At 64.6% G+C, this 21445-nt stretch carries 16 protein-coding genes; 9 read left to right on the top strand and 7 right to left on the bottom strand.

Going from position 1 to position 21445, the window contains the following annotated elements; translation table 11 throughout:
* The first annotated feature begins 10 nt into the window (after positions 1–10).
* The 7 genes from CCICO_RS00375 (at position 11) to curA (ending at position 12555) form a co-directional block, all read left to right on the top strand.
* Positions 11–2323, top strand: coding sequence for a 3'-5' exonuclease (locus CCICO_RS00375; RefSeq protein WP_018018464.1), 2313 nt, complete (start codon positions 11–13; stop codon positions 2321–2323).
* Positions 2324–2443: 120 nt separating this feature from the next.
* Positions 2444–3910: a decaprenylphosphoryl-beta-D-ribose oxidase gene (gene dprE1, locus CCICO_RS00370; RefSeq protein WP_018018463.1), complete on the top strand. Its 1467-nt coding sequence runs from the start codon at positions 2444–2446 to the stop codon at positions 3908–3910.
* A 40-nt stretch (positions 3911–3950) separates the two neighbouring features.
* Positions 3951–4712 (top strand): decaprenylphospho-beta-D-erythro-pentofuranosid-2-ulose 2-reductase, encoded by a 762-nt coding sequence (gene dprE2 / locus CCICO_RS00365; RefSeq protein WP_018018462.1) that lies wholly within the window; start codon positions 3951–3953, stop codon positions 4710–4712.
* A 197-nt stretch (positions 4713–4909) separates the two neighbouring features.
* Positions 4910–7102, top strand: a complete 2193-nt coding sequence (locus CCICO_RS00360; RefSeq protein WP_156809775.1) for an arabinofuranosyltransferase — start codon at positions 4910–4912, stop codon at positions 7100–7102.
* An 86-nt stretch (positions 7103–7188) separates the two neighbouring features.
* The gene (locus CCICO_RS00355) at positions 7189–10659 is read left to right on the top strand and encodes an arabinosyltransferase domain-containing protein (RefSeq protein ID WP_040357147.1); all 3471 of its coding nucleotides are present in this window, start codon (positions 7189–7191) and stop codon (positions 10657–10659) included.
* A gap of 148 nt (positions 10660–10807) precedes the next feature.
* The gene (locus CCICO_RS00350; RefSeq protein WP_018018458.1) at positions 10808–11494 is read left to right on the top strand and encodes a type 1 glutamine amidotransferase domain-containing protein; all 687 of its coding nucleotides are present in this window, start codon (positions 10808–10810) and stop codon (positions 11492–11494) included.
* Positions 11495–11529: 35 nt separating this feature from the next.
* Complete coding sequence (gene curA / locus CCICO_RS00345) at positions 11530–12555, top strand: NADPH-dependent curcumin/dihydrocurcumin reductase (protein WP_018018457.1); 1026 nt, start codon at positions 11530–11532, stop codon at positions 12553–12555.
* A gap of 58 nt (positions 12556–12613) precedes the next feature.
* Here curA and CCICO_RS00340 read toward each other — a convergent pair whose 3' ends face one another.
* The 4 genes from CCICO_RS00340 to CCICO_RS00325 form a co-directional block, all read right to left on the bottom strand.
* Entirely contained in the window at positions 12614–14227 is a 1614-nt protein-coding gene (locus CCICO_RS00340) for a DUF885 domain-containing protein (protein ID WP_018018456.1), read from the bottom strand.
* Between the two features lie 212 nt (positions 14228–14439).
* Positions 14440–14853, bottom strand: coding sequence for a hypothetical protein (locus CCICO_RS00335; RefSeq protein WP_018018455.1), 414 nt, complete (start codon positions 14851–14853; stop codon positions 14440–14442).
* Positions 14854–14868: 15 nt separating this feature from the next.
* On the bottom strand, positions 14869–15777 hold the full coding sequence (locus CCICO_RS00330) for a PrsW family intramembrane metalloprotease (protein ID WP_018018454.1): 909 nt from the start codon (positions 15775–15777) through the stop codon (positions 14869–14871).
* Positions 15774–16529, bottom strand: a complete 756-nt coding sequence (locus CCICO_RS00325; protein WP_156809774.1) for a hypothetical protein — start codon at positions 16527–16529, stop codon at positions 15774–15776. Before CCICO_RS00325 ends, CCICO_RS00330 begins: the two co-directional genes overlap by 4 nt.
* A 51-nt stretch (positions 16530–16580) precedes the next feature.
* Here CCICO_RS00325 and CCICO_RS00320 point away from each other — a divergent pair, with 51 nt between their 5' ends.
* Complete coding sequence (locus CCICO_RS00320; protein ID WP_018018452.1) at positions 16581–18551, top strand: M13 family metallopeptidase; 1971 nt, start codon at positions 16581–16583, stop codon at positions 18549–18551.
* An 82-nt stretch (positions 18552–18633) separates the two neighbouring features.
* Complete coding sequence (locus CCICO_RS00315; protein WP_018018451.1) at positions 18634–19461, top strand: alpha/beta hydrolase; 828 nt, start codon at positions 18634–18636, stop codon at positions 19459–19461.
* A 67-nt stretch (positions 19462–19528) separates the two neighbouring features.
* Here CCICO_RS00315 and CCICO_RS00310 read toward each other — a convergent pair whose 3' ends face one another.
* The 3 genes from CCICO_RS00310 to CCICO_RS00300 all read right to left on the bottom strand — a co-directional run bounded on the left by CCICO_RS00310 (position 19529) and on the right by CCICO_RS00300 (position 21443).
* A complete protein-coding gene (locus CCICO_RS00310) occupies positions 19529–20371 on the bottom strand; it encodes a VOC family protein (protein ID WP_018018450.1) in 843 nt (280 codons plus the stop codon).
* A 3-nt stretch (positions 20372–20374) separates the two neighbouring features.
* Positions 20375–20674, bottom strand: coding sequence for an RNA-binding S4 domain-containing protein (locus CCICO_RS00305; RefSeq protein ID WP_018018449.1), 300 nt, complete (start codon positions 20672–20674; stop codon positions 20375–20377).
* Between the two features lie 82 nt (positions 20675–20756).
* Positions 20757–21443 carry a LysE family translocator gene (locus CCICO_RS00300; protein ID WP_018018448.1) on the bottom strand — a complete coding sequence of 229 codons (687 nt, stop codon included), beginning with the start codon at positions 21441–21443 and terminating at the stop codon, positions 20757–20759.
* Between the last annotated feature and the right edge of the window lie 2 nt (positions 21444–21445).

The following is a 21445-nucleotide window of genomic DNA, read 5'->3' as shown; positions in this document are numbered from 1 at the left end:
GTGACAGACGATGAGCAGCACCCTGCTAGTGGGCAAGAATTTCCGTTCCATACCCGGGCTGGAAAAGCAGATCCTGAACTTTATTGAAAAGCTCAAAAAGGACCCAAGCCACCCCTCGCTCAGGATCAAGCCGCTGAACAACACCGCCGATCCGCGGGTGCGCACCGGGCGGGTGACGGATCAATACCGCGCGGTGCTGGTGGAACTTGAGGGCTCGGACGGGCGGCTTTTCATGCTGCTGCACGTGGATAATCACGATGAAGCCATCGCTTATGCGCAGACGGTGACCGTGAAGATCAACTCCACCAATGGCGAGGTGGTGATCGATAATAGCGGCGGCCCAGCCACCTCCCGCCCGCAGGATCTGGATGCGGAAATCGAATCCCGCGCCAAGCAGCGCGCCGCAGAAATCGCCGCGCAGCAGCTCGCCGCCGCCCACGAGCAGCAACCAGAACCTCCCGTGGGCACCGCCGCCCAGCTGCCGCAGATCCCGCCACGTGAAAGCCTGCGCCAGGCCGGCATCAGCACGGAAGAATTGATCACCGAGCTGGGGCTATCTGCCGATACCGTCGCCGACATCGAGGCCGCCGACACCGAAGCCGTGCTCGATGAGCTGCTCGAGGACCGGCCCGAGTTCGAGCGCGACGCCATCCTCGGCCTGCTGGCGGGAATGAGCATTGACGAGGTAATCGAGGATCTCGGACTCCAGCGCCTCGAACCCGGCAGCGATGATGCCGATAGCGACGATGCGATCATCGACTCCCTGCAGCGCTCCAGCTACTGGATTGATCCTTCCGAGCATGATCTCAAAGACATTCTGGAGCGGGGCAGCTTCGCCGAATGGCGCACCTTCTTGCACCCCTCCCAGCAGCGCGCCGTGCAGGGCAAGCACCGCGGTAGCGCCCGCATCGTGGGTGGCGCCGGCACCGGCAAAACCGTGGTGCTGTTGCACCGCACCCGCTTCCTCTACGAGCAGGCCGCCACAGAGGGCACGGTGCCGCGGATCTTTCTCACCACCTTCACCAAGGAGCTCGCCCGCCAGCTCAAAGCCCAGATGAACGTGCTGGATCCCGCCTTCCCGGAGGCCAGTATGCCCGGCACCCCTGGGGTGTGGATCAACGCGATCGACTCCGCCATCTCCAACTTCATCACCAACGCCCGCAAGGATGAGCTCGACACCGCCCTGCAGGCCACCCTGGGCATCAGCACCTCTTTCGTGCCCCGGCCGATGGATGCTCGCGATGTGCACAAAAACTGGGAGCTGGCCGCCGAGCTCAACGGTGAAGGCCTGCCGGCCGCCAAGCGGCACCCCGACTTCCTCAACGATGAGTTCACCGACATCATCCTCGCCCACTCCATCACCGAGCTGAAGGATTATCTGCGCATCTCCCGCACCGGGCGGCGCACCGCCCTCGGCAGGAAGGAACGCAAGATCGTGTGGGCGATCGTGCAGGCCTTCATCCGCCGCTGCTCCGAGTACAAGCGCCTCACCTATCCGGCGTTGGCTGTGGTGGCCGCCCATATTCTGGAATCGCGCCAGCAGCCCTTCTTCGACCACGTGGTGGTGGACGAGGGCCAAGATTTCCACGCCGGCCACTGGCGCTTCATCCGCGCCTGCGTGGCGGCCGGTCCCAATGACATCTTCCTCGCCGAGGACTCCCACCAGCGCATCTACGGCAACCAGCTGCCGCTCAGCCGCTTCGGTATTGATACCCGCGGCGGCGCCACCCGCCGGCTGCGCCTGAACTACCGCACCACTGCCCAGAACCTGAACTACGCCTCCGCCATCTTGGACGGGGTGCAGTGGCTGGATTCCAGCGGCGAGGACGATACCCTCACCGGCTACCGCTCGGTGCGCACCGGCCCGCTGCCGCGCATCGTGCACGCCGCCACCCCCGAGGAAGAAGATGCCGCCATCGAGCGCGCTATCACCGCATGGACCAAGCAAAACAGCCCCTCCACCCATATCGGCGTGCTGTGCCGCGATAACCAGCGAGTGCTCATGCGCAACAGCCATCTCAAAACCGCCGGCATCACCACCAGCACCCTGCGCTCTGGGGCCGCCACCCTCGAAGCCCCGGTATCGGTGATGACGATGCATAACGCCAAGGGCATGGAATTTACCCACGTGATCCTCGATGGCATCACCGAGCAGACCATTCCTCGCCGCGGCGGGCGCCAGCCGCTTCCCGACGCCGACCGCGAGGACAGCCTCCAGCGCGAACGGGCCCTGCTCTACGTGGCGGCCTCCCGCGCCCGCGACGAGCTGCTCATTACCACCATCGGCGAGCCCTCCTCCCTCCTACCGGAGCTGGGCGACTAGCCAGAGGCTTGCGGCCCGCAGGTGTGCGGCGGCGTCTGCATGTTGGATTGTTCACAACAACTCAACAAAACGGGCATGCAAACCCACAATCGCGGCCCTGCGGGGTAGCCTTGTGTAGCGATGACGAGCACACAAGGTAAGACCAGCACCGCTGCTTCGAACGGTGCCCACGGAACCCTGCACACAGAAGCCACAACCCTCACCGGCTGGGGCCGCACCGCCGCCACCACGGCTCACGTGCTGTCCACCCCCGATGTGGAAGAGATCGTCCGCGCCGTCACCCTCGTGGCGGAGCAGAACGAGTCTAAGCCCAACCACCTCAAGCGCGGCATTGTTGCCCGCGGTATGGGCCGCTCCTACGGCGATCCGGCCCAAAACGCCGGTGGCCTCGTGGTGGATATGACTCCGCTGAACCACATCCACTCCATCGACACCGAAACCGCCATCGTGGACGTGGACGGCGGTGTCACCCTCGACCAGCTGATGAAGGCCGCCCTGCCCTATGGGCTGTGGGTGCCGGTTCTGCCCGGAACCCGCCAGGTGACCATCGGCGGCGCGATCGGCCCCGATATTCACGGCAAGAACCACCACTCCGCCGGCTCCTTCGGCGACCACGTGGTGTCCATGGAGCTGCTGGTGGCCGATGGCCGCATCCTGCACCTCGAGCCGGAGGGCTCCGCCGATGACCCCGAGGGCGAACTGTTCTGGGCCACCGTCGGCGGCATGGGACTGACCGGCATCATCCTGCGGGCCCGCATCAAGATGACCCGCACCGAGACCGCCTACTTCATTGCCGATGGCGATCTCACCGGCAACCTCGACGAGACCATCGAGTTCCACTCCGATGGATCCGAGAAGAACTACACCTATTCTTCCGCATGGTTCGACGCCATCTCCCCGGAGCCGAAGCTCGGCCGCGCCGCTATCTCCCGCGGCTCCTTGGCCACCCTCGCCCAGCTGGAGGAGCTCAACCCCAAGCTGGCGAAGGATCCGCTGAAGTTCAACGCCCCGCAGCTGGTGACCGTGCCCGATATTTTCCCCAGCTTCACCATGAACAAGATGTCCATGGTGGCCATCGGCGAGCTGTGGTGGTTGAAGTCCGGCACCTACAAGAACCAGGTGCAAAACCTCACCCAGTTCTATCAGCCGCTGGATCTCATCGGCGAGTGGAACCGTGGCTACGGCAAGCGCGGCTTCCTGCAGTACCAGTTTGTGGTGCCGCGCGAGGCAGTGGAGCCGTTCAAGTCCATCGTCAAGGACATCCAGGCCTCCGGCCACTACTCGGCACTCAATGTGTTCAAGCTCTTCGGCGAGGGCAACAAGGCCCCGCTGTCCTACCCGATGCCTGGCTGGAATGTGTGCGTGGACTTCCCCATCAAGAAGGGCCTCGGCCAGTTCTTGGATGATCTGGATCGCCGCGTGATGGAATTCGGCGGCCGCCTCTATCTGGCCAAGGAGTCCCGCACCACCGCCGAGAACTTCCACCAGATGTATCCCGGCATGGAGGGCTGGCTGGCCACCCGCAACGCCATCGACCCGCACGGTGTCTTCGCCTCCGACATGAGCCGCCGCCTCGAGCTGCGCTAACGCCAGTCACAGTAGCGCTACGCGCAAGAAAGGAACCCACATGCTGAACGCTGTAGGCCAAGCCCAAAACATTCTTCTGCTCGGCGGCACCTCCGATATCGGACTCGCCATTGTCGAGCGCTTCCTCAAGGAAGGCCCCGCGAGGGTCACCCTCGCCGCCCGCGAGGACTCCCCACGCATCGCCGAAGCCACCGCCCGGATGGAGAAGGCCGGCGCCTCCGCCGTGGAGGTGCTGGACTTTGACGCCACCGATACCGCCTCCCACCCTGAGGTGATTGATCTCGCCTTCTCCGCCGGCGATGTGGATGTGGCCATCGTGGCCTTCGGCATCCTCGGCGATAACGAGGAGCAGTGGCAAAACCAGGAAGAAGCCGTCAAGGCCGCGAATATCAACTTCACCGGCGGCGTGTCCGTGGGCACCCTGCTGGGCCAGAAGTTTAAGAAGCAGGGCCACGGCCACATCGTGGCGCTGTCCTCGGTGGCCGGGGTGAAGGTGCGCCGCTCCAACTTTGTCTACGGCGCCACCAAGGCCGGCTTCGATGCTTTCTACGAGCAGCTCGGCGAGGCCCTGCGCGACAGCGGCGCCCACGTGCTCGTGGTCCGCCCCGGCCAGGTGCGCACCAAGATGACCGAAGAGCTCGACGAGGCCCCGCTCACCGTCAACCGCGAAGACGTGGCCTCCGCCGTGTTCAAGGGCGTGCACAACAACAAGGACGTGATCTGGGTTCACCCGCTGTTCCAGCCGGTGATGATGATCCTGCAGCACGTGCCGAAGCCCATCTTCCGCAAGCTGCCCTTCTAAAGCCCTAAACCCCGCGACGGTTTTCCCACCGGCGTCGGCTGCGTTGCTCGGAGATCCTCTCCGCTGCGCTGCCGGCGCCGGTGCTGTTCTTGCTGCTGGTGGGTGGGCAGGGAGGTGGCGTCGATAAGCATGGGAAGCAATCAGTGAGCAGCGTGGATGTTTTCTATCCCCGCGCGCGGGTGTGCCACACTAAATGCATGAGTACCAGCACCGCCACGGATGGCTCCCTGCGCGCTCCCCGCGACGCCCGCGATACCCCCGAACCTGATGGCCTCGCCCCCTACGCCCCAGATGCCCTCACCCCAGGCAAGGCGGCGCTTTCGGTGCTGGCCGCCGGCGTGGCCGGGGCCGTGGCCACCTTCGCGGCCTGGTTGGTGCTCAAAACCACCAACCTGCCCGCCTTCGGCACCTCCTATGTCTCGCGCGCGGCCTCCACAGCCGTCACCGTGATCCTGCTGCTCACCGTGCTCACCTTCGTGTACCTGTGGCTGCAGGATGAGCACGCCTGGCGGCACGGGGAATCCACCTCCCGCTCCCCGATCCGGCGCTGGCTCACCATCGCCCTGTGCTATCTCAGCCCCGCCGGGCTGGTGGTCTCCACCCTCGGCATCCCGCTCTCGGCCACCAGTCTCTATCTCGACGGCGCCAGCGTGGACCAGGGCTTCCGCACCCAGTTCCTCACCCGCATGACCGACACGGCGCGGCTGATGGACATGAACTACGCCGACACCCCGCCCTTCTACCCGGCGGGCTGGTTCTGGTTCGGCGGGCGCTTCGCTAACCTCGTCAACCTGCCCGGCTGGGAGGCCTTCCAGCCGTGGTCGCTGATCACCCTCGCCGCCGCGGGGTGCGTGCTCGTGCCGGTGTGGCAGCGCATCACCGGCTCCCTGCCGGTGGCCACCGCCATCGCGCTCACCACCACCGCCATCACCCTGGTGGTGGCCGCCCACGAGCCCTATGCCGCCATCATCGCCATGGGCGCACCCGCCGCGGCCGTGCTGGCCCGGCGCGCCCTCGATGGGGCACGGATGTCCATGCTGGGGCTGGTGATCTACCTGGGCGCCTCGGCCTCGATGTACACCCTGTTTACCGCCGTGATCGCCCTGTCGGTGGTGCTGCTGGCGTTGGTGACCGCGGTGGTGAGCTCGCGCTCGATGGCGCCGCTGCTGCGGCTGGTGACCATCGGGCTGGGCTCGCTGGCGGTGGCGGCGCTGGTGTGGTGGCCCTATCTGGCCGCCGTGCTCAGTGGCGAGCCCACCTCCGAGTCCTCCGCCACCCACTACCTGCCGCGCCAGGGCACCGAGATCCCGCTGCCGATGTTCTCCTTCTCGCTGGTGGGTGTGCTGTGCATGATCGGCGTGGCCTATCTGGTGATCCGCGCCGCCGATCGCGATATTCGGGCGCTCGGGCTGTCGCTGGTGGTGTACTACGGCTGGTCGGTGGCCTCTATGATCGTCACCCTGGCCGGCAACACCCTGCTGGGCTTCCGCCTCGAAACGCTGATCACCTTGCAGCTGGCCACCGCCGGTGTGCTCGGTATCGCGGAGCTGCGGCTGGTGGGGCTGGATCAGCTGTATCCGCGGATGATCTCGAAGAAGCTGAAGAGCTCCATTACTGCGCTGCTGGTGATCGTGCTGGGCGCGAGTGGCGTGTACTACGCCCAAGAGATCCCCACCAAGCTCTCCCGCGGGCTGGACTTTGCCTACACCGACACCGATGGCAATGGCGAGCGCGGCGATTCCAACCCGCCGAACGCGGCCCGCTACTACGGTGAGATCACCCAGTACATCACCGATGAGCTGGGCAAGCCCGCCGGCGATACCCAGATCCTTACGGATGAGTTCAATCTGCTCTCCTACTATCCCTTCCACGGCTTCCAGGGCATGACCGCCCACTATGCCAACCCGCTGGGGCTGTTTGAGAAGCGCAATGAGCAGATGGAGGATTGGGCCCAAGCCTCCTTCGATCCCGAGATGACCCCCGATTCCTTCGTCTCCCTCATGGAGTCCTCGCCCTTTGGCATGCCGGATGCGTTTGTCTTCCGCGGGCAGCTCGATGGTTCCCCAGCCGAGGAAGACATTGATGTCACCGCCCCGGGCGCCGGCGCCGGCTCTGGCTCGAGCGGCGATGCCGCAGCGGCCGGGGCCACCGGCTCGGGCTCGGGTGGCGCGGGAGGATCGGCCTCTGCCCCCAGCACCGGCCAGCCCACGGACACCCCAGCGGGCGCGTGGAAGCACGACATCTCGGAGGATATTTACCCCAATAATCCGAATGTCCGTTTCCGGGCGCTCTGGTTCAACCCGGAGATGTTCACCGCCAAGGATGCGCCGTGGACGGTGAAGCAGATCGGGCCTTTCGTGGTGGTTGTGCGCACCGCCACACCCAGCTAGAGCGCTGCGCTTTCGGTCACGGGGCCATCCCGGGGCCGGTCGCGCGTAACTAGGCCAGCAGGGCCGAGGAAGTACAATGGGCCCTTATGTCCACTCCTGTCCTCGCTTCGTCTGACCCTGCAGAAAACCTCGGCAGCAGCGATCACGCTCAGCCCCCACGCACGGGGCTCAAGGCGTTCTCTGTGATCACTGGCCTGCTGGGGTTCCTGCTCTTTGTGCTCACCCCGTTGATGCCGATCAACCAGGTGCAGTCCTCCTTCAGTTGGCCGCAGGGCGATCTTGAGTCCGTCAACGCCCCGCTGATCTCCTACGCCCCCGAGCAGCTGGATGTGCATATGCCCGTGGATGCGGTGGATGATCTCCGCGAGGGGCAGAACCTGCTGCTGTCCACCCTGCCGCAGGATTCCCCCGAGGCCGCTAACCGTGGCCTGATGGTCCGCAGCACCGATGGTGATCTGGTGGTCTCCACCTTGAAGGAGATCGTGGTGCGGCTGGACCCGCAGGAGGTGAAGGACCTCCGCGGCGAGGTGCTGGATATTTCCATCGGCGCCGAGGGCTCTAGCGTGAAGGCGGAGGGCACCACCCTCGGCGAGGTGGATTCGGATCAGCGCCCGCAGGTCAGCGGCATCTACACCGAGCTCGATAACAATAGTGAGAACTATCAGAACTTGGTGGATCAGGGCTTGAGCGCCCAGGTGGAGATCAACTCGCGCTTCACCTCCTCGCCCACCGTGCTGAAGCTGGCGTGCATGATCGGCGGCGTGGTGATGGCCGTGCTGTCTCTGGGCGCGCTCTATCGCCTCGATCGCGCCGATGGCCGTGGCTTTGTGCAGATTCCCTCGGAGTGGAAGAAGCTGCGCGCCACGGATCTGATGGTGCTGGCCGGTATCGCCTTCTGGTACGTCTTCGGCGGCAATACCTCCGATGATGGCTTCATCCTCACCATGGCGCGCGCCAGCGAGCACGCCGATTATATTGCCAACTATTACCGCTGGTACGGCGTACCGGAGTCGCCCTTCGGCTCTCCCTACTACGATCTTTTGGCCGCGATGGCGCAGGTGTCCACCGCCTCGATGTGGATGCGCCTGCCCCAGCTAGTGGCCGCCATTCTCACCTGGTTGTTTGTGTCCAAGTCCATGCTGCCGCGGCTCGGCGAGGCAGTTGCTTCTCGACGCATCGCTCGCTGGTCCGCAGCCCTGCTGTTCCTCGCATTCTGGACGGCCTACAACAACGGCCTGCGGCCCGAGCCCATTATCGCCCTCGGCGTGGTAGTCACCTGGGTGTGCTTCGAGCGCGCCATCGCCACCGCCCGGCTTTTCCCCGCTGCGCTCGGGGTGCTGGCCGCAGCGTTTTCGCTCTCGGCTGGGCCCACCGGCCTGATGGCCGTGGCGGCACTGCTCGTTAGCCTCGCCGCCCTGGTGAAGATCCTGGTGGCTCGATTGAAGATCATGGGCTCCGGCCCCACCGTGTTCAACGTGATGGCCATTATCGCCCCCTTCCTGGCCGCCGGCACCGCCGTGTGCGTGGCCGTCTTTGGCGATCAGTCCTTGGCCTCGGCGCTGGAATCCACCCGCGTGCGCGGCATCGTGGGCCCCTCCCTGGCGTGGTATCAGGAATACAGCCGCTACGCCGCCCTGCTGCTCGGCAGCGTGGACGGCTCGGTGGCCCGCCGCTTCCCGGTGATCATGGCCTTCTTCGCCCTGGCGGTGGTGCTCTACAGCAAGCTGCGTTCCACCACCGTGCCGGGCACCAACTCTGCCTCCATCACCCGTTTGCTGTTGGTGTTCGCAGGCGCGATGTTCTTCATGACATTCACCCCGACCAAGTGGACCCACCACTTCGGTGTGTGGGCTGGGCTCAGCGCCGCGGTGGCCGCCGTGGCGGCCGTCTCCTTGGCCAACTACGCCCGCCAGTCCCGTTCCACCCGCCTCTTCTTGGTGGCCGCGGTGATGGCGGTGGGCGCGGTGAGCCTAGCCGGCATCAACGGCTGGTGGTATGTCTCCAGCTTCGGGGTGCCGTGGTGGGATAAGACCCCGCAGATCTTCGGCATCGAGTTCGCTACCGTGGCCCTCGTGTTCACCCTGGTGGTGTTCGGCATTGCGGTGCTGGCTTCCTTCCTCGAAACGCTGCGCAGGCCCCAAAACGTCTCCGCCGCCGAGGAGGAAGAAAACGCCAAGCAGGCCCGCATGGCCGATGCCTTGGCAGAGAATGCCACCAAGGACGAGGCCATCGCCGCCGCCCGGCGCGAGGAAGAGCGGGAAAAGCGCGCCCAGAGCGCGGCCTCGCATTCGCGTACCGGCCAGCTTCTGGCCGCCCCCATTGCTATTGCCTGCGTGGCCATTTTGGTCATCAGCTACGGCTCCTTTGCCAAGAGCTTCCTGAAGCAGTGGCCGCAGTACTCCATCGGTACCGGCAACGTCCGCGAGCTCGGCGGCACCACCGGCCAGCTGGCGAATGACGCGATGATCGAGACGAACACTAACGATTCCTTCCTCTCCCCCGCCGATGGCACGAAGCTCAAGGACTCCTTGGATAATGGCGAGAACTCCTATGGCTTCGGCCCCAATAACCTGCCGGTGCGCCTGGATGTTTCCGGCTACCGCGCCTGGCCGGAAAGCGCCGAGGAGGCACTCGACGGCCCCCAAACCAACATTGAGATTCAGGAGTCTGTGGTGGGCCAGCCGGTGGGAACGGAGGGCGGTTTCACCAAGAAGACCGGCGCTAATGGTTCCCACGCCAAGCTGCCCTTCGGGCTGGATGCGGCGAAGGTGCCGGTGATCGGCTCCTACCGCCAGAATGATCAGGTTCCGGCAGCGGTGACGAGTGACTGGTACTCGCTGCCCGCTGAGCGCAGCGAGGATGCCCCGATCGTGGTGATCACCGCGGCCGGCTCCACCGAGCGCAAGGATGTCAACGGCGATTCCATCGAGGGTGAAACCCTGGTGGTGGAATACGGCCACCGCGATGCCGACGGTTCGGTGAAGATGCTCGGCGAGTACGAGCCGATCGATGCCTTCCGCGACGATATTTGGCGCAACCTGCGCGTGCCGCTGGATGATCTTCCCGGCGATGCCAACGTGATCCGCATCAAGGCCGAAGATGATTCCCTCTACCCCGGGCACTGGTTGGCCTTCACCCCGCCGCGCGTGCCGCGACTGGAATCGGTGAATGATCTCATCGGCAGCGACACCCCCGGCCTGCTCGACTGGCCGGTGGCGCTGCAGTTCCCGGATCAGCGCAGCTTTGATCACTATGCCGGCGTGACCGAAATTCCGCGCTACCGCGTCTCCCCGGATAAGCCCGGTAAGGAATCCCTCTCCGGCTTCCAGGACTTCACCGGCGGCGGTGCCCTCGGCACCGCGGAGGCAGTGAACACCTCCTATGAGGCGCCTGGATATCTGAAGAACGATTGGAAGCGCGACTGGGGCAGCCTGCAGTACTACTCCCTGCGCACCAACTCTGAGGGGGATGCACCCAAGGAGGCCAAGATCGATACCGAGACCATCACTCGATCTGGGCTGTGGAAGCCGTCGAAGATGCAGACCTTCCGCAACTAAGTGCCCTCCTCGCACCCACCGCGGCGGTGACAGCGTTCATGCTGTGACCGCCGCGGTTCTTTCATCAGGCCGGTACGGGGAATTCTGAGCGACAGTGGCGCGTTGGATGCTGATAGATCTACTACCTATCTAGTAAAGGATGGCTCTGATGAGCACCCGCATTCTGCATGTTGTCACCAACGTCGATCGCTACGAGTCCAAGCCCGAGCGCGCCACGGGCCTGTGGCTTTCCGAGCTCACCCACGCGTGGGATCGTTTTGAGCAGCAGGGCTATGAGCAACGCATCGTCAGCCCCAAGGGCGGCTATTGCCCGATCGAGCCGCAATCGCTGAAGGCGCCTTTTTATGATGAGTCCGCCAAGGCTTGGTACACCAACCCCGAGCGCATGGCGCTGCTGGGCACGACAGCCTCCCCTGAGGAGATTAACCCTCAGGATTATGACGCCATCTATTTCACCGGCGGGCACGGGGTGATGTTCGATTTCCCCGAGAGCACGGGCCTGCAGGAGCTCACCCGCGCCATCGCCGCCCGTGGTGGTGTGGTGGCTGCGGTGTGCCACGGCTACTGCGGATTGCTCAACACCACCACTGAGGATGGCTCCTTGCTTATCGAGGGCCGAGACATCACCGGCTTTTCCTGGGCGGAAGAAAAGGCCGCCATGGTGCACTCTCTCGTGCCCTATAACGTGGAGGAGGAGGCCCGCCGACGCGGGGCGCACTACTCCAAGAACACCCTGCCGTTTACCTCGAATGTGGTGGTGGACGATCGCCTGGTCACAGGCCAGAATCCCACCTCGGCGAAGGCTACTGCCGACGCGGTGGTGGAACTGCTCTAGGAATACATACGGTTACGTATGCGTTGTGCGGGAGTATGAGTACTTCCACAACCACCACCCGTATCGTCCTGGCCTCGCGCCCGCATGGCGCGCCCACCCAGGAGAACTTCCGAACCGAAACCGCTGATCTGCCGGAGCTGGCCGATGGCCAGCTGCTGCTGCAGACCCTGTATCTATCCCTCGATCCCTATATGCGCGGCCGGATGAGCGACGCAGAGTCTTATGCCGATCCCATCGGCATTGGCGAGACCATGGTGGGCGCCACCGTTGCCCGCGTGGTTGACTCCCGCGATGAGCGCTTCACCGCCGGCGATGTGGTGCTTAGCTACAGCGGCTGGCAGAGCCACTCCGTGGTGCAGGCCGATCACGTGCGCCGGTTGGACACCTCCACGCCACTGCCGCTCTCCACGGCCCTAGGGGTGCTGGGCATGCCCGGGTTCACCGCATGGGCCGGGATGAACAATATCGGCCACCCGAAGCAGGGAGAGACCGTGGTGGTGGCCGCCGCCACCGGCCCGGTGGGCAGCATGGTGGGCCAAATCGCGCAGCTCCACGGCGCCCGTGCTGTCGGGATCGCCGGCGGGCCGGAGAAGGTGGCCTACCTCAAGGAACTGGGCTTTGATGCCGCGATCGATCACCGCGCCGATGACTTCGCCGAGCAGCTGGCCGCCGCCACCCCCGATGGCATCGATGTGTACTTCGAAAACGTCGGCGGCAAGGTGTGGGATGCGGTGCTGCCGCGGCTCAACACCTACGCCCGCGTCCCCGTCTGCGGCCTAGTTTCTGGCTATAACGCCACCGAGCTGCCCGCCGGCCCTGATCGTTCCGGCCAGCTCATGGGCACCGTGCTGAAGAAGTCCCTCACCCTTCGCGGCTTCATCCAAGCCGAATACGCCGATCAGATGGGCGACTTCCTCGCCGAGATGACTCCGCGCGTGGCCGATGGCTCTATCTCCTACCGCGAAGATGTGGTGGAGGGCCTCGACAACGCCGTGGAGGCCTTCATCGGTCTGCTCACCGGCGGCAACTTCGGCAAGCTTGTGGTGAAGGTAGCCGACTAGCTCACTTTTGTGCTTGTCGACGCTACACCGCAGGTCAACGTCGACAAGCGCCCACTGCTTAGGCCTGAGCCATGACCACCTCGCGCAGCACGCCCAAGGGGAGCGTGCCCTCGCGCAGGGCGAGGCGGTGGAACTCTTTGAGCTCGCCGGGGCGGGCGCTGAGGAAATCATCGCGCAGCTGCTCCCACAGGCGCTGGCCCACCTTATAGGAGGGCGCCTGGCCCGGCCAGCCCAGGTAGCGGTCCACCTCGAAGCGGAGGAAGCCATCGGCCATGGCCACATTGTTCTTCATGAACTGCCAGGCATAGTCCGCATCCCAGGCGCCGCCGTCTGGGTTGGTTTTACCTAGGTGCACACCGATGTCGAGTGCCACGCGGGCCGCGCGGAGGCGCTGGCCATCGAGCATGCCCATGCGGTAGCCGGCATCAGGCAAAAAGCCGAGCTCATCCATGAAGCGCTCGGCATAGAGCGCCCAGCCTTCTGCGTGGCCGGAGTTGAAGCCCATCTGGCGGCGCCAGCTGTTGAGGTGCTCGGCCTCGTACACCTGCTGGCCCAGTTGCAGGTGATGGCCGGGAACACCCTCGTGGTAGACGGTGGTGAGCTCCTGCCAGGTATTGAAGGTGTCCTCGCCCTCCGGCACGGACCACCACATGCGGCCTGGACGGGAGAAATCGGCCGAGGGCTCGGTATAGAAGATGCCGCCGGTGCCGGCCTTGTCGATGCAGCATTCGATGCGCTGCACCGGCTCGGGGATATCGAAATAGGTGCCATTCAGCTTCACGATGACATCATCGGCGATCTCCTGCATCCACTGCTGCAGGGCCTCCACGCCGTGCAGCTGATAGGCCGGATCCGCATTGAGCCGTTCGAAGGCCTCGGCGGGGCTGGTGCCCTCGCCATAGAGCTCGGCGGCGCAGGTCTTCTGCTCGGCGATGATTCGCTCGAGCTCCTCTAGGCCCCACTCGTAGGTGTCGTCTAGGTCGATGCGGTGACCCACCCATAGGTGGCTGGCCACCTCGTAGCGCTCCCGGCCCACCCCGTCGGTGCTGGTGGCGTAGGGCGCGATCGTCTCCTCGAGGAAGCTGGCCAGCTCCGCGGCGGCGCGTTTACCAGCCGCCACCTGCTCGGCAGTGGCCTCAGCCTCGGCGCCATAGACATCCAGCAGGGAGTTCTCGGCGGCCATGGCCCGCAGCTGCTCGATACCGCGCTCTACCTGTCGGCGTGCCGGCACCAGTCCCTGTGCGGTGCCCTCGGCCAAGGTTTGGGCATAGCCCCGGTAGGCCTCACCTATGCGCTCGATACGCTGAGCGAGGTTCGCCTTGCCCTCCGCCGTGGAGGTATCCATCTGTGCGAGGGTGTCGCGCACAGTCTGAATCGGCGAGGCGATGTTATTGAGATTCCGATACTCCTCTCCCAGCTCGTGGCGGTCTAGGGCCACGCCCAGCCGATCCAGCATCGCCGCCTTCGTCACGGACTCGCCGCTATCCACCGGCTCGGTGTTGCGCAGCTTCTGCACGGTCTCCCGCGCGAGATCGGCCTCGGCCTCCACTCCGGCCGGGGAGTAATCACCCCAGCGATCCTGGTTCTGCTCCAGCCCTAGGGCAGTGGCGAACTCAGGCGAAAGCGCAATACTTGCTTGTACATACTCATCAGCGATCTGGTTGATAGTCATACGCTACAGATTAGGGGAGAATCCGCAGCGCGGGGCGGGGTCACCGATCGCCGCTCGCCACCACAGCGAGGCGTTGCCCTGGAGTCCGAGTGCCGCGCCACGAAAACCCCAGCAGGCCGCCTCGCCAAAAGATAACCCCCAGCGAGAGGCACTGAGCTGTGGTTCTCGCTGGGGGTTAGGGGGATTGTAGCCGCAGCCTCGAGGGCGTGGCGCTAGTGGTCTACGTCGATCTCGTCGACGGTGCCGTCTTCCAACACCTCTACTTCGATGGCGCCATCGCGGTAGGTCCAGTGATCATCGTCGAAGATGGCGGAGCCGCACTGCTCCTTCACCAGCTGGGTCACCCGAGGCTTATCCACCCCGGCGCGCACCACGTCGTCGTCGAGGAGATCGTCCTCGGCGTTATTGGAGTAGGCGCGAACCTCGCAGGGAGCGGTGCCGCCGGCCGGGGTGCGGGTGGCGGGTGCTGCGCTGTCGGTTTCGGTGACGGTTTCTACCTGAGAGGTCTCTCCATTCACGGAGGTGGTTTCAGTGACGGTGCTCGTCGTGGTCTCGCCGGAGTCACCGCAGGCCGCGAGGGCTGCTGCGGCGACAGCCAGGGCGGCATAGCTCAGAATCTTTTTCATAAATGAAAAATTAATCTATACCGAAACGGGAGTTAAAGGCGGGGGTGCCAATGGTGCGCTGTCGCAGAGTACATAGCCTGAATCGCGCGTGGCCTGCTTCCACAGGCGCACTAAAAGCAGTATGAACAGCCCATAGATATAGCAGCCGGCCAGCACCATGGAGATCACCATCGCCACGGTGTTTCCCCACTGCAGGTTCCACCAGAAGTGGCCGGCGAAGGAAGCCAGCAGCCAGCCGAGGGCGATGAGGATACGACGTGGTGTGGACAGGCGTGCAACCTGCGGCCCACCAAGAAGCGCATAGCCTACGCCCCAGCCGGCGATCGCGGAGAGCACCACGTGCAGCCCCACGCCGAAGAGGGTGCGCATGCCCCACATCTGCAGCGACCCCCATAGATCCGAGGAGGGGTGGTACAGCGCGCCGACGGTGCCGTAGAGCAGGTTTTCATTGATCTCGAAGCCGAGCCCCACGAGCGCGCCGGTGATAAAGCCGTGCCAGGGGCGGTTGAGGAAACGGAAGGCGAAGATGATGAGCACCACGCCCATCACCTTGGAGATCTCCTCTGGGTAGGCGCCGCCCAAGGAGGCTTCCACCACGTTCCAGCCCAGCTTGGAGGTGATGGACATGATCGGCCCGCCCGAGATCATCGTGAGACCGAAGGAGGCGAAAGCACCCCAGCTCACTGCCGCGGCGGCCCACCACAGCACCTGCCCGCGCTTGAGCTGTGGGGCGGTGCGATCAGACGGCCACAGCGGGGTGCGGCTGAGCAGGGTGATGATCACCACGGCATAGAGCAGGGCGCAGGGAATGCCCACACCAAAGCCCTGGGGAGACAGCACCGCAGTGCCTCCCACCAGCAGCAAGCCGATGGGGACACAGATGGTGATCATGGCGATCAGGGTGATCCTAAACATCGAACTCATGCCACATCCTTTGCTCGCGTGCGGGCCTGCACTGTCTCATCGTTGGTGGTCTTCGTGTGCGAGGCCGGCGCGGTGGCCTCCTCCTCGAGCTGGCGCTGCAGCTGATTGGAGTCCACATGCGGGGCGAGGGGATAGTCACCCTCCAGGAAGTCCTCGCCGTAGACCACCTCGCCCTTCTTGGCCAACGCTGCCGGTTCCTCGCCGCTGAGGGAGGCAAACACCGCGGCCGCCACCTCGGGGGCGTTCTCGCCGGATACTAGCGCCACCATGGTGCTGCCCTCGTGGTCACCGGCGCCCACGCCCGAGATCGCCACGTAGCCGCTGTCGCTGGCCAGCACGAAAGCGCGGCTAATCTCTTCGCTGTCCACATCGAGCGCCAGCACGCCCTCATCGGTGGGTAGACCCGTGACGCGTATGGCGCGCACCATGCGCTGCAGGGCCAGCACCGGATCATCCGTGCTCTCAATGACGGTGGAGGCAATCCGCGCCCCGGGGCAGTCGAAGGCAGAGACCAACGGGTCAGAGCTATCGACCGGGCACTGCGGCTGCATCTGCTGCTCCGCGGGGTCGAGATAAACGGGTATCTCCCAGCTGTCATCCATACCGGTGAGCGCCACCGGTTTTGCGCCCACACTGAGGCGCTCGGGAATCGCGGCATCGATGGCCAGCGGTAATGCCAGCACCGCACTGACCGCAATCATCAACGCCCACCAGCTTTTTGCGCCGGCGGACGGCTTCAAGGAATAGTGCATAGCCACCAGTGTAGGTGGGCAGTAGGACACGCTCTCGCTACGCTGGTGCCCATGAAACTTCACGATTTGTTTGACCTTGTCAACGGGGAATGGATCGATTCCACCACTATCCCCGCCGACCGCGGCATCTACGGTGCCTTCCACGAACTTCGCGATCGCGCCGAGGATGATGTCCGGGCCCTCATCGCAGGTGGCGACTCCCGCGCCAGCGCCCTCTACTCCTCCTTCATGGACACCGAAGGCATCAACCAGGCCGGGGTCGCCCCCATCGCTCCGCTTATCGACGCCATCTCGCAGGCCATCCAGCCCGCCACCGCCGGCGCTGAGGCCGGGGTGGATAAGACCCGCTTCGCCCAGGCGGCCGGCCAGCTCTACCGCGAGGGTGTGCCCTCGTTGATTGGCTGCTATATGGCTAAGGATGCCGGCAGCGAAAACGTAGTGGCATGGGCCGATCAGTCCGGTCTGGGCCTGCCGAATGAGGCCTACTACCGCGAGGATGCCCACGCCGCTGTACGAGACGCCTATGAGCAGCACGTAGCCACCATGCTCGAGCTCGCCGGAATTGTGGATGCCGATGCCGCGGCCGCCGCGGCCGAGCGCATTGTGGCCCTCGAAACTCGGATCGCCTCGGGGCACCGCGATGTGGTGGCCTCCCGCGACGCGCAAAAGAGCTACAACCCTGTGGCCGTCTCCGAGCTACCCGAGTTCAGCCGCGAGTTCCTGCTGGCCAGCGGACTCAGCCCCGAGTCCACCGTGGTGATGCGCAATAAGGACTATCCCGAGTTCATCGATTCCCTGCTCGACGAGGTCGCGGTGGAGGATCTGCGCCTCTGGGCCAGCCGCCACGTGGTGTCTAGCTTTGCCTCCATGCTGCCCACCGAGCTGGAGGTAGAAAACTTCCGCTTCTACAACGGTGTGCTCCAAGGCTCGACTGAACAGTTGCCGCGCTGGCGACGCGCGGTGTCCTTTGCCGACTCGGCCGTCTCCGAGGAGATCGGGCAGCTCTTCGTGCAGGAACACTTCCCGCCGGAGTACAAGGCCGAGATGGAACGCCTCGTGGACTATCTGCTGGGCGCCTACCGAGAGCGCATCAGCCAGCTGGAGTGGATGACTCCCGCCACCCGCGAGCGCGCCCTGGAGAAGCTCGGCACCTTCAAGGCCAAGATTGGCTACCCCGACTCGTGGCGCACCTATGATTTTGAGGTTTCTTCCGCCGGTGCCGACGTGGTGGCCAATGCCCGCGCTGCCACCGCCTTCGAGCACGACTACCAGGTGGCCAAGGTGGGCAAGCCCGCCGATCGCGAGGAGTGGTTCTGCCCGCCGCAGATGGTCAACGCCTTCTACTACCCGGTGCAGAATGACATCACCTTCCCCGCCGCGATCCTGCGCCCACCCTTCTACTCCCCCGAGGCGGACGCCGCCACCAACTTCGGCGCCATCGGCGCGGTGATTGGCCACGAGATCGGCCATGGTTTTGATGATCAGGGCTCCCGTTATGACGGCCAGGGCAGCCTGAACGATTGGTGGAGCGCCGAGGACCGCGCCGCCTTCGAAAAACTGACCGCCAAGTTGGTTCAGCAATTCGATGGCCAAGTTCCCTCCGTGCTCGCCGAGTCGGAAGAGGAAAGCGCCGGGGTCAATGGCGAGTTCACCCTCGGGGAAAACATTGGTGATCTCGGCGGACTGGGCATCGCCGTGGTGGCCTACCGCCGCTGGCTCGATGATCAAGGAAAGACCTTCGATACCGACGAGAAGCTGCGCGTGAACACCGAGGGCGCCCGCCCCGAGCTCGATGTGGAACTCACCGGCCTGCAGCGCCTCTTCGTCTCCTGGGCGCGGGTGTGGCGCACCAAGATCCGCCCCGAGCTGCAGAAGACCTACCTGGCTGTGGATCCGCACTCCCCCGCCGAGTTCCGCTGCAATCTCATCGCCGGCAATGTCTCCGAGCTCTACGAGGCTTTCGATGTAGACACCTCCTCCCCGCTCTACATCCAGCCCGAGGATCGCGTGAGCATCTGGTAAAACGGGCCCACCTCAGCGGCTCCTCCCCTATCGCTAGACTCTGTAGCAATGACGCACCACGAAGCGATAAGGGGAGCTGCTTATGTCCGACAGCACCAGCACAGCCGATGCTGTGGAGATGATGCCCGCCGAGGAACAGATCGAGCAGCTGCTCTGGTATTTCTCTGAGCACTATCCCGCCCCTGATCTCACCCCGCCGTGGCAGGGCGGGCGCACCGAGGCGGCCGACGCCGAGCGCTGGGTCTCCCACATCGTGGATCGCACCACCCACGCCGCGATCCTGCAGCTCGGCACGGCCGTGGATCACCGCATGCCGCAGGTGGCGTGGACCGATCAGGTGGATGTGCGCACCCTAGCCGACCATACGCTCATCACCCCGCCCGCCCCAACTACAACCGTGATTATCGCCGTCCACGGCGGCAGTGGCTTCTTTGGCGGTGGCGCCATGCGAGATGTCTACTGGCAGCCGCTCGTTGCCGCTCTCGCCCAGCTCAGCGGGGCGCAGGCGGTGGATGTGGACTATCCGCTCTATCCGGCCAGCCCCACAGCCGCCCGCACCGCCGTGGCCGAAGCGCTGAGCGCCGCCCGCCAGCTCGATGGGGTGACGCGGGTTATTGGTTTCGGCGATGGCTATGGTTGCGCCCTTCTGAGCGCCATCGCCGCTGATCTCGACGGGCTGATTCTGCGTAATCCGCAGCTCAGCGGCGGCCCAGAGCCCATCGAGCGCGCGGCAGCCGACACGTGGCCGCCCACCCTGATCCAACAGTTCAGCCACTCCAGCTTCAGTGATGCCGCCCAGGTGGCGGAGCAGATCACTGCGAGCACGCGTTGCTACTACGCAGCAGACTTTGTGGCCACCCCGCACCAAGCCCGGGCACTCATTGAGGATGCCGCGGAGTTGTGCCGTTAACTGGCCAGCACCATTCGCAACGGCTGGAGCTTATGGGATGTGGTTGGGGGTGGCGTCGATAAGCGAGCTAGTTCTGCATGTCCTTGCGTAACTGCTCCACATCCACATCGTGCAAGGGAGCTGCCTCGTCTAAGAATTCTTCTTCGCGGGGCTCATCCACCTCCACGAGGGTGACCACCGCACCGGTGGAATCCGCCACCAAGGCGAGTGCGCCGAAATCGGAGTTCATGGGCGGGCGGATAATCTCGCCTCCGAGATCCTCCACCAGCTGGACAGCCAGGCGCAGATCCTCCACCCCCAGGAAGGACTGCCAGAAGCTCGGCACCTGGGGCGGGAACTGGCCGGCCGCATCATAGAAGCCGGCAAAGGCCGCGCCCTCGGCCAGCGCCATGGTGTAGCTCTGGCCGGCGTCGCTTTCAACGGTGTGCAGATCCCAGCCGAATAGCTCCGCGTAGAAGTGAAGCGTCTCCTCGTGGTTGGTGACAGTCGTCAGCTCATGCCACACACTGGTGCCCGGCTCCCCCGCAGCCACAAAGCGCTCCTCGCCCTGCGGCTGGATCACCCCGCACAACGCGCCAGAGCTGTCGGCAATCACCGCCATGCGGCCCTGGCTGGTGGGCAGCGGCTCGGTGAGGCAGCGGCCCCCGAGCTCAGGCACGCGCGCAACCACCTGGTCAATATCCTCGGCGAGGAAATAGGTAACCCAACTATCGGGCTGCTGCGAGTCCTCCGGCTTCGCCACGAGCCCCGCCACCGGCATGCCATTCTTAGTGGCGAGCAGATAGCCGGAGGCCAACTCGGTGTACTCCCAGCCGCACACCTTGGAGTAGAAATAGCGCGCCTTACGCAGCTCCGAGGTGGATAGATCAATCCAGTAGGGCATGCCGTCTTGGCCCATGAATGCTGGCATGGCTTAGAGGTTCCTCCACTTCTCGGGGTCGAAATCATCATTCGCGGTGGCTTCGTCGAAGAAGTCATCATCCTCATCCGAGGTGGATACCCGCGCCTGCAGCCCGCCGACGCGCACCACATCCCCGTGGCGCAGTGTCTTGCCGCGGCGAGTTTCCTGCTCGTCGTTGACATACACCTCGCCCTCAGCGATGGCGGACTTGGCCGCACCACCGGTGTCGAGGAGGTTGGCGAGCTTTACAAACTGCCCGAGCTTAATAGTGTCGGTGCTAATCGCTACATCAATTGGTTCTGAGATGTTCATCGTGTGTCAGTGTAGTCAGCGAGCAGCACCACCGTGGCACACCGCCCACACGCGTAGCTACCACCGCCCGCGGCAGCGGGGCCTAGGACAGGGCCCGCACAGGGCCGAGAAGCTCCTTCGCCCCCGAGAGGCACATGTATAAGCCGAACCCAGCAAAGAAGGTGCCACTGAGCGTATCGATGGCCGCCGAGTAGCGGCGCAGCGTGGCGCTGACTGTACTCACCGCCACGGCCACCCCCACAAACCAGAGCAGCTGGATCACTTCGAGACACACAACGATGAGCAGCTTTTCCATCACGCCGCTCTCCGCGGAGATAAATTGGGCAAACACCGCGCCGAAGAACAAAATGGCCTTCGGATTCGACAAGTTGGTGGCCACCCCGAGCCGCAGCTGAGCCGCCGTGCTCGCAGGGATGGATCCACTGATGGCCGTCTTTTCCACCTCGGCGCTATCCGCTGCGGTGCGGCGTGTCGACGCCCTGTAGGCGGCCACCACCCCAGAAAGGGCCGTGATGCCGAGATAAAGCAGGTAGCCGCCGCCGATCAGCTTCAGCAGATTCAGCACCCCAGGGTGGGTGGTCACTAGCGCCGAGAGCCCGGCCAGGGAGGCGAGGATCCACACCGTGTTACCAAGGCAGATACCTAAGGCCACCAGCACCCCGGCGCGCCGCTGCCTGGAGGCTGTGCGCAGAATCTGGAACACATCCGGGCCTGGGGATATAAGCGCAACGATCCAGACTGCGCACAGGCTTATAAGGGAGCTGAACATGG

It is taken from the genome of Corynebacterium ciconiae DSM 44920, from assembly GCF_030440575.1.
GTDB classification, from domain to species: Bacteria; Actinomycetota; Actinomycetes; order Mycobacteriales; family Mycobacteriaceae; genus Corynebacterium; species Corynebacterium ciconiae.
Note: the sequence above shows the minus strand (reverse complement) of the source record. Positions and strands in the feature narration are given on the sequence as shown.

Excerpts from the sequence above, each read along its gene's own strand:
- CCICO_RS00375 (WP_018018464.1), top strand. The coding sequence starts at position 11 with ATGAGCAGCACCCTGCTAGTGGGCAAGAATTTCCGTTCCATACCCGGG.
- dprE1 (WP_018018463.1), top strand. The coding sequence starts at position 2,444 with ATGACGAGCACACAAGGTAAGACCAGCACCGCTGCTTCGAACGGTGCC.
- dprE2 (WP_018018462.1), top strand. The coding sequence starts at position 3,951 with ATGCTGAACGCTGTAGGCCAAGCCCAAAACATTCTTCTGCTCGGCGGC.
- CCICO_RS00360 (WP_156809775.1), top strand. The coding sequence starts at position 4,910 with ATGAGTACCAGCACCGCCACGGATGGCTCCCTGCGCGCTCCCCGCGAC.
- CCICO_RS00355 (WP_040357147.1), top strand. The coding sequence starts at position 7,189 with ATGTCCACTCCTGTCCTCGCTTCGTCTGACCCTGCAGAAAACCTCGGC.
- CCICO_RS00350 (WP_018018458.1), top strand. The coding sequence starts at position 10,808 with ATGAGCACCCGCATTCTGCATGTTGTCACCAACGTCGATCGCTACGAG.
- curA (WP_018018457.1), top strand. The coding sequence starts at position 11,530 with ATGAGTACTTCCACAACCACCACCCGTATCGTCCTGGCCTCGCGCCCG.
- CCICO_RS00340 (WP_018018456.1), bottom strand. The coding sequence starts at position 14,227 with ATGACTATCAACCAGATCGCTGATGAGTATGTACAAGCAAGTATTGCG.
- CCICO_RS00335 (WP_018018455.1), bottom strand. The coding sequence starts at position 14,853 with ATGAAAAAGATTCTGAGCTATGCCGCCCTGGCTGTCGCCGCAGCAGCC.
- CCICO_RS00330 (WP_018018454.1), bottom strand. The coding sequence starts at position 15,777 with ATGAGTTCGATGTTTAGGATCACCCTGATCGCCATGATCACCATCTGT.
- CCICO_RS00325 (WP_156809774.1), bottom strand. The coding sequence starts at position 16,529 with ATGCACTATTCCTTGAAGCCGTCCGCCGGCGCAAAAAGCTGGTGGGCG.
- CCICO_RS00320 (WP_018018452.1), top strand. The coding sequence starts at position 16,581 with ATGAAACTTCACGATTTGTTTGACCTTGTCAACGGGGAATGGATCGAT.
- CCICO_RS00315 (WP_018018451.1), top strand. The coding sequence starts at position 18,634 with ATGTCCGACAGCACCAGCACAGCCGATGCTGTGGAGATGATGCCCGCC.
- CCICO_RS00310 (WP_018018450.1), bottom strand. The coding sequence starts at position 20,371 with ATGCCAGCATTCATGGGCCAAGACGGCATGCCCTACTGGATTGATCTA.
- CCICO_RS00305 (WP_018018449.1), bottom strand. The coding sequence starts at position 20,674 with ATGAACATCTCAGAACCAATTGATGTAGCGATTAGCACCGACACTATT.
- CCICO_RS00300 (WP_018018448.1), bottom strand. The coding sequence starts at position 21,443 with ATGTTCAGCTCCCTTATAAGCCTGTGCGCAGTCTGGATCGTTGCGCTT.